This is a genomic window from Paraburkholderia sp. (assembly GCF_035501035.1).
Taxonomy (GTDB): Bacteria; Pseudomonadota; Gammaproteobacteria; order Burkholderiales; family Burkholderiaceae; genus Paraburkholderia.
The window spans coordinates 1-12871 of the sequence record NZ_DATJWR010000153.1; the positions used below are offsets into that span (position 1 = coordinate 1).

Consider the following 12871-nt stretch of genomic DNA (forward strand, 5'->3'; position numbering starts at 1 on the left):
CGCCGGCGACGAGGCCGTCGTGAAGATATAGGGCCGCGCGCGCTGCACGAGCCATTCGATCACGGTGTCGTGCGCGCAGACGAACGCGCCGGAGACACCCGCCGCCTTGCCGAGCGTGCCGACCATCACGAGATGCTCCGAGCGCAGCGCGGCTTGCGCCAGCGCACCGCGGCCCTGCGGGCCCAGCACGCCGAAGCCGTGGGCGTCGTCGACCACGAGCCACGCGCCATGCTTTTCGGCGAGTTCGACGAGCCGCGCGAGCGGTGCGACGTCGCCGTCCATGCTGAATACCGTGTCGCTCACGATGACTTTCACGCTTGCGTCGGAGGCTTCGAGCAGTGCGGTGAGCGCCGCCATGTCGGCATGCGGATAGATCTGGACGTCGGCTCGCGATAGCCGCGCGCCGTCAATCAGCGAAGCGTGGTTGAGCGCATCGGAAAAGAGCGTCGCGCCACGGCCCGCGAGCGCCGTGAGCACGGCAAGATTCGCCATGTAGCCGGTGCTGAAGTACAGCGCGCGCGGCGCATCGACGAAGCCGCCCGCGAACGCCGCGAGATCGTCTTCGAGCTGCGCATGGGCGCGCGAGTGGCCGCCCAGCAGATGCGAACCGCCGCTGCCCGCGCCGTAGCGCTGCGCACCTTCGGCCATCGCCGCGACCAGTTGCGGGTGGGCGGCGAGACCGAGATAGTCGTTGCTCGCAAAGCCGATGGTCGCGCGGCCGTCCACCTGCATATGCGCGCTGCACGGCGTATCGACCGTGCGGCGGCGGCGGCGCAGGCCATGCGCGTCGATGTCGCGCAGACCCTGTTCGAGGGTGTCGAGCAGCGCGTTGGGATGATGCGCCATGTCAGAGGTCCTCCACGACGGTGGCGTCCAAAGTCTCGCGCGTGCGGGTAGCGAGGAACGCCTGCATTTCGTTGTCCAGAATATATGGCGGCATGACGTAGACCGTCGTGCCGATCGGGCGCAGCAGCAATTCACGCTGCAGCGCGTTCTCGAAGAAGCGCCGCGAGAAAGTCGCCGCGCGCTGCGGATCGGCGAGCGCCACGTCGAACGCGAGGATCGTGCCGCACTGACGCAGGTTGCGCACGAGCGGATGCGCGGCGAACGACTCGAACTGCTCGCGCAGTCGCGCCGACTTGTACGCGTTCGCAGCGAGCACGTCGTCGCGCTCGAACAGATCGAGCGTGGCAAGCGCGGCGCGACACGCGAGTGGATTGCCCGTGTACGAATGCGAATGCAGGAAGCCGCGCGCCGTGCTGTCGTCGTAGAACGCTTCGTAAATGGCGTCGCGCGAGAGCACGATCGAAAGCGGCAGATAACCACCGCTGATGCCCTTCGAGAGCGTGAGCAGATCCGGCCATATGCCGGCTTGCTCGCAGGCGAAGAACGTACCGGTGCGCCCGCAGCCCACGGCGATTTCATCGGCGATCAGATGCACGTTGTGACGGTCGCACAGCGCTCGCAGGCGCTTCAGATAGGCGGGATCGTGCATTGCCATGCCGGCCGCGCACTGCACGAGCGGCTCGACGATCAGCGCGGCGATACGGCCTTCGCGCTCGACGAAAAGACGCTCGACATCGGCGAGCGCGCGGGCCGCCACGTCGGCTGCGGTTTCGCCGGGCTGCGCGGTACGCGCGTCGGGCGAAGCGACCACATGCGCATGACGCAGAAGCGGGTCGTAAGCATCCCTGAACAGTTTCACATCGGTCACGCCGAGCGCCCCGATCGTCTCGCCGTGGTAGCTGTTGGCGAGGCAAACGAACTCGCACTTCTCACGCTCGCCCCGGTTGCGCCACGCGTGAAAGCTCATCTTGAGCGCGATTTCGACAGCCGATGCGCCATCGGAGGCGAAGAACGCGTGGCCCAGCACCCCGCCCGTGCGCGCGGACAGACGCTCGGCAAGCTCCACGGCAGGCTCGTGCGTGCAGCCCGCGAGCATCACGTGTTCGAGCGTGTCGAGCTGCGACTTGAGCGCGGCATTGATCGTTGGATTGGCGTGGCCGAAGAGGTTCACCCACCACGAGCTGATCGCGTCCAGATAACGCCGGCCTTCGTGGTCATGGAGCCACGGCCCTTCGCCACGCGCGACGTGCACGAGCGGCAGGCGCTCGTGATGCTTCATCTGGGTGCAGGGGTGCCAGACGGCGCGCAGGCTGCGCGCGACCCAGTCGGGCGTGGCGCGATCTGCGCGCTCAAGGTTCGATTGCGGATTCAAGTACGACTCCCGGATACGACGACGACATCTTGCACGCGACGAGAGCAAGGGCTGAAGCGCCAGCTCTCAATCGGCAGCGGGACCGAGATTAGCGTGTTCGCTGCCGCAATGCACTACCCCGAAAATGGTCTCTCAGGGCGCGCCGGCACGACGTTGCGCGCCGTTCGAAGCAGCACGCAACGGATCGAAATCGAAGACCTGAAATGCGCGGAGATAACGACGGCAAAGTGAACCCGCCTTATGCAAAAAAATCTGCGGGCCGGTGCGAAATTGCAGATCGCGGGACGGCGCGCGGGGCATTTTTGGCGAAGCGCGGCACGCACGCTCGCCGCACCGGCGAGTGAGCAATTGAAAGAAAGTCAGACGATATCGCGCGACGCGAGGGAGACGCCGGAGGAAAACAGCGAGCGTGAACGCAAAGCAAAGCGGCCCGCTGTCGGGCCGCACGGCGCTGAAGCAATGAAGGAGGAGGAAGCCGTTCGAGCCCGGCGGCGGCCGGGCAATGAGCCTTATCGGCTCGCCAGCGCGTGGCCGCTCTCTTCGGCGTTGTTGTCCGCCGTGGTGTGCGCGTTGTCGCTGCTGTCGCCGTTCTGCGCGGTCGCCGTCTCGCCGTTGTTCCAGACCACCGTGTTGTTCACGGCGTAGAGGCGGCACGGATCGGAACTGTGCTTTTCGCAGTTCGAGATCGCCACGGCCATCGGGTTGTCGCCGCCCTCGGCCCATGACCACGCGCCGGAGTCGGACACCGCGAACGCGCGGCTCGGGTACTGCTTCAGAAAGTTGCGATAGCCGTCGCGGCCCGCCTGATCGACGAAAGGCACCGCGCCCACCGAATCGATCGACGCAAAGCCGGTGCCGTGCGGTGCGGGCGGCGTCGCCACGTTGTACTGCACCGCCGTCGGCAGGCCCTCGCTCGCAAGGAATGCCTCGACCGTGGGCCACCAGATCTTCACGCCGTCGCGATCGCCCACGAGGCGATGCGCGTCGTTCTTGTACGAGCCGAAGTCGACGAGCTTCGCCGTGGCGGCCTGGCGATCCTCAGCGGTTTGCGCGTCGTGATAGGCGGCGAACATCTTCGTCACGAGATCAGGCGACCACACGGAGTCGTTGTCGCCGTAGAGCCAGAGCGAGGCTACACGGGCCTTGCCGCCGTAGTCGCCGAACGCCTGGGTCAGATTGCTTTGCCAGCCCGTGCAGGCGTCCTGGCGCAGGCCGCCCGAGAAGTTGATGAGGGCGCGCACGCCCTTCGCCGCTTCGGTGCCGTAGGCCATGGTGGCGAGGCCGCCGTGCGAGGTGCCCGCGACGACGATCTGGCTCGCGTCGACATACGGCTCTTTCGACATGTACGCGATGGTCGCCGCGACATCGGCCGCCTGAGCGAGCCCGTTGCTCGCGACGTCGCAGCCGTCTTGCTGATACGTGCCGCCGGAATCCGCGAAGCCCTGACGGTTCGGCGCGACGACCACATAGCCGCGACGCACGAATTCGCGCGCGAACGAAAGCGGGTCGCTGCGCGCCTGGAGGTGCGGGTCGCCGGGCATCTTGCCGTGGTTGAAGATCACCATCGGGAACGGGCCGGGGCCGTCCGGGCGGTAAATCGTGGTTTCGAGCGTGACATCGCCGGCTGCATCCACGGGAACGCGGATTACCTGCTCGTTCATGTCGGCGCGCACGGCGGGCAGATACGCGTCGTCGAGCGCAATGCGCGGGACGTTCGCGCTGCCGAGGGGACCTGATGTGGCACTTGCTGCGAGGCTCGCGTGCGAAATGCTGGCGGACTGCGAAGCCGTGGCGCTGCTGGAGGGTTGCGGATGCGCGGGCGCACTTGCCGGATCAGAAAGCGGCGCTGCGTGGGCGACCGAAAGCACACACGCGGTGCCGGCTACGACCCATCCGGTAAGGAGCTTCCTGAACGCCATGCGCTACACCCACCTGCAAGAAACCTACTGTGTTTCCGACTACCGTCCGACCCAATCTTCTGCCCTGGACCCTTTTCGGGCACAACGAAACACCGTGGCGCCTGGCGGGGAAGCCAGGCGGCTGTGTGACCCGTTACGGGGGAGAAAACCGATCGGAACGCCTGCGCGGCACAGTTCTATCGTCGATCAGACTCGCCGCCAGTGCCCCGCTTGCAGTCGCTACGAACACAAGCGCAAAAAAACGTTTTCACTATGCGCTTACGTATCGAGCGGGACACCGTGATTCAATACTCGCACGACAAATAATTGTTGTGCAATTGAGGGGTAACCCGGCATAAGGCATGCCAACGGTACGCAAGCCTTCAGGCGCCGGGCGCAGGCGGGTTTGAGATCGCGAATGGGGAGCGAAGAGATAAAAAAAGGTCCGGGTGGCAAGCGTCGCACGCGGGCAACAGCCGTTGGATTTATTCAGTAAGCGCTTGTTTGCAAAGGCATTACTTCTGGCGTTATGGCAGTGGCCAACGCGTTGTCAGCTTGATGAAACATCGCCCTCAACATAGCGCCAGCGGCCGTCGTCACCGCGCGTGAAGCGGCTCGTTTCGCGCAGCCGGAACGCGCGTCCGCCGGTTTTGTAGCGTGCGACGAATTCGACGACTGCGTGCGCGTCGTCTGGTTGCTCGTGGCGCTTGACGGCAAGACCGAGCCAGCGCGGCGCGCCGTCGGCGGCGGGATCGACGTCGAGGTCGGCAGGACAGGTCTCGGGCGCCCAGGTCGAGCGCAGCCAGGCCGCTTCGCCAAGCACGTAGGCCGTGTAGCGCGAGCGCATCAGTTCGAGCGCCGTGGCGGGCACGGCACCGCCGTCGATGAAACGGCCGCAACAATCGGCGTAGCGCGGGGGCTTGGCGCCCGGTTTCTGGGTGGGCGAGGCGCCGCCGCAGGGGCAATCGGCGGGCCGTGCGGCGTGCGGGGTTTCAGCGTTCATGGGGTCAGGGCTCCGTTCGCGAGGCCGCGCGGTGCGCACGGGCGTCGCGCGGGGCGCCATCGCCCCGCTTCGCAAGGCCGCAAGCGTAGCGCAGACGGAAGGCGCGACGCCAGTCTCTACCAGTCGAGTTCGGTGCCGTCGTACTGGAAGAAGCGGCCGTTGAAGACCTCGCGCGCGGCTGCCGCCTCGGCCACCACCTCGCGCATGCCGGCGACGCTCGCCGCCGCGTCGATCGCCGCGTGCGCACCGCCCATGTCGGTGCGCACCCAGCCCGGATGGAGCGCGACACAGGTGGCGCGGCGCGTCTGCAGCGAGGTGATCTTCAGCACGTCGTTGAGCGCGGCCTTGCTCGCGCGATAGAGCCAGCCGGTCGTGCCCGTGGTCTGAGCAATGCTGCCCATGCGGCTCGACAGCACGCCGAGCACGCCATTGGCCTCGTCGACAAGAGGCAGCAGGATCGGGATCAACTGCATCGGACCGCGCACGTTGGTGTTCATCACGTACTCGAAGTCCTCGGCTGTGATGCTTTCGACGCCCTCGGTGCGCGGCCCGTAGACGCCGGAGACGATGAGCGCCACATCGAGCCGCTCGCCGTCGAGCTTCCAGCCGAGCGCGGCAATTTCCTCTGGCCGCGCGATGTCGAGCTGGAACGGCTGCGCGCCGATTTCGCGCAGGGCCTCGAGCGCTTCGGGCCCGCGCGCCGTGGCCAGCACGCGCCAGCCGGCCCTCGCATACTGTCGCGCGAACTCGAGACCCAGGCCCCGCGACGCACCCACGATCAACGCTGTTTTCATCTCGCCACCCCGGTTTTATCTGCCTAGAATCCGCCGCGGCCCAGCACCGCCGCCCTCGTGTGTTGCGGCGCGCCGCCTCCGCGCGGCGCGCATCGTGAGGCACCAGCCTACAGCAGTTCGACACCCATGGCCGTGGCCTCGCCGCCGCCGATGCACAGCGACGCCACCCCGCGCTTGAGGCCGCGCGCGCGCAATGCGCCGATCAGCGTGACGAGAATGCGCGCGCCGGATGCGCCGATCGGGTGGCCGAGCGCGCACGCGCCGCCGTTTACGTTGACCTTTTCGTGCGGCAGGTCGTGCTCCTTCATCGCGGCCATCGTGACCACGGCGAAGGCCTCGTTGATCTCGTAGAGATCGACATCGCTCGCCTTCCAGCCGGTCTTCTCGAACAGCTTCGCGATCGCACCGACAGGCGCCGTCGTGAACTTCGCGGGCTGCTGCGCGAAGGTGCTGTGCCCCGTCACGCGCGCGAGCGGCGTGAGGCCGAGACGCTTCGCGCTCGACTCGCGCATCATCACGAGCGCGGCGGCGCCGTCCGAAATCGACGACGAGTTTGCGGCCGTCACCGTGCCGGTCTTGCTGAATGCGGGCTTGAGCGTGGGGATCTTGTCGATATTGGCCTTGAACGGCTGCTCGTCACGCTCGATGGTCGTCTCGCCCGCGCGCGAAGTCACCTTCACCGGTGCGATCTCCCACGCGAACGAGCCGTCCTCGTTGGCGCGCTTCGCGCGCTTGAGCGACTCGATCGCGAACGCGTCCTGGCGCTCGCGCGAGAAGTCGAACTCGCTCGCGCATTCCTCCGCGAACGTGCCCATCAAACGGCCCTTGTCGTAAGCATCTTCGAGGCCGTCGAGGAACATGTGATCGAGCACCTGTCCGTGCCCCATGCGCATACCGGCACGCGCCTTCGGCAGCAGGTACGGCGCGTTCGACATGCTCTCCATGCCGCCCGCCACGATCACGTCCGCCGAGCCTGCAAGCAGCATGTCGTGCGCGAACATCGCAGCGCGCATGCCCGAGCCGCACATCTTGTTGACGGTCGTCGCGCCCGCGCCGAACGGCAGCCCCGCGCCGAGCGCCGCCTGGCGCGCGGGCGCCTGCCCCTGCCCCGCGGGCAGCACGCAACCCATCACCACCTCTTCGATCTGCTCGGGCTTCAGCCCCGCGCGCTCGACGGCCGCCGCGATCGCAACCGCGCCGAGCTGCGGCGCCGTAAGCGCAGCGAAATCGCCCTGAAAACCCGCCATCGGCGTGCGCGCCACCGAAACGATCACAACGGCGTCCTGCTGCTTTTGCGTCTCACTCATGTTCGTACTCCTTGATGTATCCGGTTTGAAGATCTGCGCCGCGCGCTACGCCACACGTACAGCGGGCACGGCAGGCACGTCGGCTCGCGCAAAACGTTCGGGGTAGCGCGCGCTAAAGCGAATCGATGCGTCGTAGGGAAAGCAGTCCGGCACCTCGCCCGCAATGAGCCGCGCCTGGCTCTCCTGCCAGAGCGCGGGCTCGAAGAAGTTAGCGTGATGCGCGAGAAACGCGCGCCGCACGCGCGGGTCGCCGAGCAGGAAAGTGCCGTACGTTTCCGGGAAGATGTCGCGCGGACCGACCGCATACCACGGCTCGCTCGACAGTTCGTCTTCCTCATTACGTGGCGCAGGCACGGCACGCACGTTGCAGTCGGTCAGATATTCGATCTCGTCGTAATCGTAGAACACCACGCGGCCATTGCGCGTCACGCCGAAATTCTTGTAGAGCATGTCGCCCGGAAAGATGTTCGCGCGCAGCAGGTCCTTCACCGCGTTGCCGTATTCGCGAATGCCGTGCTCCACCTCGGCGTCGCTGCCGTTCTGCAGGTAGAGATTGAGCGGCACCATGCGCCGCTCGATATAGACGTGGCGAATCACGAGGTTCTCGCCCTCGTACTCGATCACCGAGGGCGCGAGCGTTTCGAGCTCGCGCACGAGAGCGTCGTCGAGCCGCGCGACCGGCAGCGCCACGCTCGAATATTCGAGCGTGTCGGCAAGGCGCCCGAGCCGGTCGTGACGCTTCACGAGCTGGTACTTCGCCTCGACCTGCTCTCGCGTGGTCTCCTTGGGCGCGGGAAAGCTGTCCTTGATGATCTTGAACACGTACGGATACGAGGGCAGCGTGAACACGATCATCACCATGCCACGAATGCCCGGCGCGATGATGAACGAATCGCTCGAATGCGAGAGGTGATGCAGCAGGTCGCGATAGAACAGGTTCTTGCCCTGCTTCTGCAGCCCGAGCGACGTGTAGATCTCGCCCTTCGCCTTGCGCGGCATGACGGTGCGCAGGAACGCCACGTACGCGGATGGCACCCCCATGTCCACCAGAAAATACGAGTGCGAGAAGCTGAACAGCACGAGCAGTTGCTCGGTGCGCAGCAGCACCGTGTCGAGCGCGAGCTTGCCGTCTTCGACGTGGCGGATCGGCACGACGAACGGCGCGAGCAGATCGCCGTTGATGATGCGCCCGACGATATACGCGCCCTTGTGTCGAAAGAACAGCGACGAGAGCACGTGAATCTGGAGGTTTGGTTTCGGCTCAACCACGCCGAAGGTATCGAGCATCGTCTGCATGATGCAGCCGACGTCGCGCCCGAGGTCCTCGAAGGGCGTCTCGAGCTGGAAGTTCGTGACGATGCGCTCGAGCGTGGTGGCAAGGCCGTCCTTGCCCGGATAGTAGGCACGATAGGTCGGCTTCGCGGCGGGCTCGTCGTTCTCGATGTATTCCGTCGAGATAGCGGGCCGCACGAAGATGAAATCGTTGTTGAAATACGAGCGATGCAGAATCTTGCAGCACACGGAATTGAAGAACGTCTCCGCGCATTCGGGCTGCCGGTGTGTCGTGAGGAGCCCGATGTAATGCAGCTTGATCTGCTGCCAGACTTCGTCGTCGATGCGCTCGGCGTCGTATTCGTCTTCGAGCGCGGCCACGCACTCCTTCACGCGCTCGTCGTAGAAGGCAATGCGCTCGCGCGCGAGCCGCTGCAGGGCATGCCAGTCGGCCGCCTCGAAGAACGCCCTTGCCCGCACCGCCGCCTCGCAGAAGTTGCGGTAGTGGCGGTCGAAGCCTTCGAGCATGGTCTGCGCGACATCGAAGCCGATCTGCGACGAGAGCAGTTTCGGGAAGTGTTTCATGGCAGCCGTGCGGCGAGCGCGGGTCAAGTCCTGGCGCGGGCGGCCTGCGACGCGCCTGCCTTTTCGCGCTCGTCCGGCTCGCTCTCGCGCCCCACGCTCCTCGCGAGCAGCCCACGCGCCTGCGCCTCGTACTGGGCGAGGTCTTCGAGCGTCGCGTCGAGGTCGGCGCGCTGGCGCTCGAGAATCTCGCGGTGATGCACGACCGTGTCGAGGAAGGCCTGAAGCTGAGGCAGCGTGTCGGTGGGCGACTCGTAGAGGTCGAGCAGCGTGCGGATTTCCGAAAGCGTGAAACCGAGCCGCTTGCCGCGCAGCGTCAACTTCAACCGCGTGCGATCGCGCCCCGAAAATACGCGCTTGAGGCCGCCCGCCCCTTCGCGGCTCGGCGCAAGCAGGCCCTGATCCTCGTAGAAACGGATGGCGCGCGGCGTCACGTCGAATTCCCGGGCGAGTTCGGTAATCGTGTATTGGGTTGTCATGATGATCGGAAGGCGGCTGGCCCGGCGTCGTCTGCACGACGGCGCGAGGGACGATAGAATCGACGTTTACGTTATCGTCAAGTACGCAGTTGCGCAACCGGCGAAAGATTTGCATGGGGCTGGAGCGAGTGCTGAAGCACCAACGCCAGTCGACAGGTTTGGACAGGAGAAGACACCCACAATGAACGCACTCGAACACCAACTCGATTACCCCTACGCCGACACCCTCCCGGAACCTGGCCTCGCTTTCGATGTCGCGCCCGGCGTGAAATGGCTGCGCATGCCGCTGCCATTCGCGCTCGACCACATCAACCTCTGGCTGCTGCGCGACGAGATCGACGGCCAGGCGGGCTGGACCGTGGTGGACTGCGGCATCACCGATGACACCATCAAGGCCCGCTGGGAAGCGGTGTTCGAGAATCAGCTGGAAGGGCTGCCGGTGCTGCGCGTGCTCGTCACGCACTGCCACCCCGACCATATCGGGCTCGCGCACTGGATCTGCGCGGGCGGCGACAAGCAGCGCTGGGACGTGCGCCTGTGGACCACGCTCGGCGAATACATGCAGGCGCGCGTGATGGCGGCCGGCGACGGCTCGAACGCGGGCGGCGAAGGCGCTGCGCGCCATTTCGCGCGTCACGGGCTCGCGGACGAAGCCGCGCTCGACAAGCTGCGCAACCGCCGCGACTACTACAGCAAGCTCGTGCTGGCGCTTCCCACGCAATACCGGCGCCTGCGCGAAGCCGAAACGGTTGCGATCGGCGGGCGCGACTGGCGCGTCATCACCGGCTACGGCCATTCGCCCGAGCATTGCGCGCTCTTTTGCGAATCGACCGGCGTGCTGATTTCCGGCGACATGGTGCTGCCGCGCATTTCGACCAACGTCTCGGTGTTCGACATGGAGCCGGAAGGCAATCCGCTCGGCCTCTACCTCGAATCGCTCGGCCGCTACGAGACGCTGCCCGAGAAGACGCTCGTGCTGCCCTCGCATGGCAAGCCGTTTCGCGGCGTGCGCACGCGCATCGCGCAGTTGCGCGACCACCACGACGCGCGTCTCGCCGAGGTGATGGAGGCATGCGGGCGCGCGCCGCAAAGCGCCGCCGACATCGTGCCGCTCATGTTCAAGCGCGAACTCGACATCCACCAGATGACGTTCGCAATGGGAGAGGCGCTCGCGCACCTGCATCTGCTGTGGCGCACGGGCAAGGTCCGGCGCATGGCTGGCGCGGACGGCGTGGTGCGGTTCACAGCCTGAAGGGGCCTGGGGAGACCGCAGCGAGGGTCCAACGAGGCCCTGGCAAAGCCCCGCCGCACGCGCGTCGCAATTCACGCGCACAACGCAAAACGGGCGGCCCGTAGTTCACCGGAGCCGCCCGTTTTTGCCTGACGCCAAGCAGGTGAACCGCTTCAGTTCGCGCCGCCCGTGATGACATCGGCGCCCTTCGGCCGCACGAACTTGAAGGTCGAAGCCGGCAGCGACGGGTTCTTTTCGATGTTGGAGAACGTGAGCAGCGTCACGTTGCCGAACACGTCGTGCAACTCCATTGCCTCGAGATTGCCGTCGCGAAAGCCGATGCCCACACTCTTGAACTGCGTGTCCTTCGACTTCGGAATCAGCTCCAGCCAGTCGATGCCGTTCTTCACGCCGGCGTCGGAGAGCGTGAAGTTCTTCTCGAGATCGTTGCTGCCGAACAGGATCGCCGCCGGGCTCGCGCCGAGCGCGCCGCCGAGCTTGCGCTCGGTCACCTGATTCAGGTCCTTGTCGTAGACATAGAGGTTCTCGCCATCCGATTGCAGCAGTTGCTGATACGGCTTCTCATACGACCAGATGAACTTGCCGGGGCGCGAGAACACGAACGTTCCGCTCGACGTCTTGGCGTTCAACACGGCTGTCGCGACCGCATCGCTCGCGTTCGCTGCATTCGTCGTGCTGGGCGGCGCCTTCACCTCGCGCTGCACGAAGTTGCCGCGCGCGGCGTGCACCTGCGAGACGAACTGCTTCAGTTGATCGGTGCCGCTCGCCCAGGCCTGCGAAACCACGAAGAGCGACGCGCCAAGCGCTACGAAGAGCGCGCGGCGCGCCGTGCGTGCGAAGCGGGTCGGAAGTCCTGCCGGATACTGCATCTATCGTTCTCCAAGAGAAAATGCCCCGGGGCCGCCGGAAAAGCGGCGGCCCCGAATGACGTTCTGCGACCTTCACTAAGCTGGTTCGGCTTATTCGGCGTCGCGGTTGGGCACGAGGATCTCGCGGTTGCCGCTCGACGACATCGCCGAAACGAGCCCGGACTGCTCCATCTGTTCGAGTAGCCGCGCCGCGCGGTTGTAGCCGATGCGCAAGTGCCGCTGCACGAGCGAAATCGACGCGCGGCGGTTCTTGATGACCACCTCAACGGCCTGGTCGTATAGCGGATCGGACTCGTCGCCGGTGCCGCTGGTTCCCGCCGCCGTGCCCTCGTCGCCCTCACCCGCCGTGCCACCTTCGAGAATGCCCTCGATATAGTTCGGCTCGCCCTGCTCCTTGAGCTTCTCGACCACGCGGTGCACTTCGTCGTCGGCGACGAACGCGCCGTGCACGCGCACCGGCAAGCCGGAGCCCGGCGGCAGGTAGAGCATGTCGCCCATGCCGAGCAGCGACTCCGCGCCCATCTGGTCGAGAATCGTGCGCGAGTCGATCTTCGAGGACACCTGGAACGCAATGCGCGTAGGCACGTTGGCCTTGATGAGGCCCGTGATGACGTCCACCGAGGGGCGCTGCGTGGCGAGGATCAGGTGGATGCCGGCCGCGCGCGCCTTCTGCGCGATGCGCGCGATCAGCTCTTCGACCTTCTTGCCGACCACCATCATGAGGTCGGCCAGTTCGTCGATCACGACGACGATATGCGGCAGCTTCGCGCACGGCTCCGGGTCGTCCGGCGTGAGGCTGAACGGATTCGGGATCTTCTCCTCGCGCTTGTTCGCCTCTTCGATCTTGTTGTTGTAGCCCGTGAGATTGCGCACGCCAAGCTTGCTCATGAGCTTGTAGCGGCGCTCCATCTCCGCCACGGTCCAGTTCAGCGCGTTGCCGGCCTGGCGCATGTCGGTCACGACGGGGCACAGCAGATGCGGAATGCCCTCGTAGACGCTCATTTCGAGCATCTTCGGGTCGATCAGGATCATGCGCACCTGCTCGGCGCTCGCCTTGTAGAGCAGCGAGAGGATCATCGCGTTGATGCCCACCGACTTGCCCGAGCCGGTCGTGCCGGCCACGAGCAGGTGTGGCATCTTCGCGAGGTCGGCGCACACCGGCTTGCCGCCGATGTCCTTGCCGAGGCCCATGGTGAG

General features: G+C 66.0%; 11 protein-coding genes. 1 reads left to right on the forward strand and 10 read right to left on the reverse strand.

What is annotated here, in order from left to right; genetic code table 11:
- From VMJ11_RS10690 to VMJ11_RS10725, 8 genes are all read right to left on the reverse strand, one after another.
- Positions 1 to 846: 8-amino-7-oxononanoate synthase (locus VMJ11_RS10690; protein ID WP_325619389.1), on the reverse strand; the 846-nt coding region annotated here is incomplete at its 3' end.
- Position 847: 1 nt separating this feature from the next.
- Positions 848 to 2218 carry an adenosylmethionine--8-amino-7-oxononanoate transaminase gene (gene bioA, locus VMJ11_RS10695; RefSeq protein ID WP_325619390.1) on the reverse strand — a complete coding sequence of 457 codons (1371 nt, stop codon included), beginning with the start codon at positions 2216 to 2218 and terminating at the stop codon, positions 848 to 850.
- Between the two features lie 509 nt (positions 2219 to 2727).
- Positions 2728 to 4137, reverse strand: coding sequence for a dienelactone hydrolase family protein (locus VMJ11_RS10700; protein WP_325619391.1), 1410 nt, complete (start codon positions 4135 to 4137; stop codon positions 2728 to 2730).
- 529 nt (positions 4138 to 4666) lie between these two features.
- Positions 4667 to 5119, reverse strand: coding sequence for a YchJ family protein (locus tag VMJ11_RS10705; RefSeq protein WP_325619392.1), 453 nt, complete (start codon positions 5117 to 5119; stop codon positions 4667 to 4669).
- A gap of 116 nt (positions 5120 to 5235) precedes the next feature.
- Positions 5236 to 5913 carry an SDR family oxidoreductase gene (locus VMJ11_RS10710; RefSeq protein ID WP_325619393.1) on the reverse strand — a complete coding sequence of 226 codons (678 nt, stop codon included), beginning with the start codon at positions 5911 to 5913 and terminating at the stop codon, positions 5236 to 5238.
- Positions 5914 to 6020: 107 nt separating this feature from the next.
- Positions 6021 to 7220, reverse strand: coding sequence for an acetyl-CoA C-acetyltransferase (locus tag VMJ11_RS10715; protein WP_325619394.1), 1200 nt, complete (start codon positions 7218 to 7220; stop codon positions 6021 to 6023).
- Positions 7221 to 7265: 45 nt separating this feature from the next.
- Positions 7266 to 9077 (reverse strand): bifunctional isocitrate dehydrogenase kinase/phosphatase, encoded by a 1812-nt coding sequence (gene aceK / locus VMJ11_RS10720; RefSeq protein WP_325619395.1) that lies wholly within the window; start codon positions 9075 to 9077, stop codon positions 7266 to 7268.
- 23 nt (positions 9078 to 9100) lie between these two features.
- Entirely contained in the window at positions 9101 to 9553 is a 453-nt protein-coding gene (locus tag VMJ11_RS10725; protein ID WP_325619396.1) for a MerR family DNA-binding transcriptional regulator, read from the reverse strand.
- A 181-nt stretch (positions 9554 to 9734) separates the two neighbouring features.
- On the opposite strand from VMJ11_RS10725, the gene VMJ11_RS10730 reads away from it, so the two are divergent.
- Positions 9735 to 10805 (forward strand): MBL fold metallo-hydrolase, encoded by a 1071-nt coding sequence (locus VMJ11_RS10730; RefSeq protein ID WP_325619397.1) that lies wholly within the window; start codon positions 9735 to 9737, stop codon positions 10803 to 10805.
- Positions 10806 to 10957: 152 nt separating this feature from the next.
- Here VMJ11_RS10730 and lolA read toward each other — a convergent pair whose 3' ends face one another.
- Both lolA and VMJ11_RS10740 read right to left on the reverse strand, forming a co-directional pair.
- On the reverse strand, positions 10958 to 11674 hold the full coding sequence (lolA, locus tag VMJ11_RS10735; RefSeq protein WP_325619398.1) for an outer membrane lipoprotein chaperone LolA: 717 nt from the start codon (positions 11672 to 11674) through the stop codon (positions 10958 to 10960).
- Between the two features lie 90 nt (positions 11675 to 11764).
- The coding region (locus VMJ11_RS10740) for a DNA translocase FtsK (protein WP_325619399.1) at positions 11765 to 12871 on the reverse strand (1107 nt) is incomplete at its 5' end.

Coding starts and splice junctions, on each gene's coding strand:
- VMJ11_RS10700 (WP_325619391.1), bottom strand. CDS start 4,137: ATGGCGTTCAGGAAGCTCCTTACCGGATGGGTCGTAGCCGGCACCGCG.
- VMJ11_RS10705 (WP_325619392.1), bottom strand. CDS start 5,119: ATGAACGCTGAAACCCCGCACGCCGCACGGCCCGCCGATTGCCCCTGC.
- VMJ11_RS10710 (WP_325619393.1), bottom strand. CDS start 5,913: ATGAAAACAGCGTTGATCGTGGGTGCGTCGCGGGGCCTGGGTCTCGAG.
- VMJ11_RS10715 (WP_325619394.1), bottom strand. CDS start 7,220: ATGAGTGAGACGCAAAAGCAGCAGGACGCCGTTGTGATCGTTTCGGTG.
- aceK (WP_325619395.1), bottom strand. CDS start 9,077: ATGAAACACTTCCCGAAACTGCTCTCGTCGCAGATCGGCTTCGATGTC.
- VMJ11_RS10725 (WP_325619396.1), bottom strand. CDS start 9,553: ATGACAACCCAATACACGATTACCGAACTCGCCCGGGAATTCGACGTG.
- VMJ11_RS10730 (WP_325619397.1), top strand. CDS start 9,735: ATGAACGCACTCGAACACCAACTCGATTACCCCTACGCCGACACCCTC.
- lolA (WP_325619398.1), bottom strand. CDS start 11,674: ATGCAGTATCCGGCAGGACTTCCGACCCGCTTCGCACGCACGGCGCGC.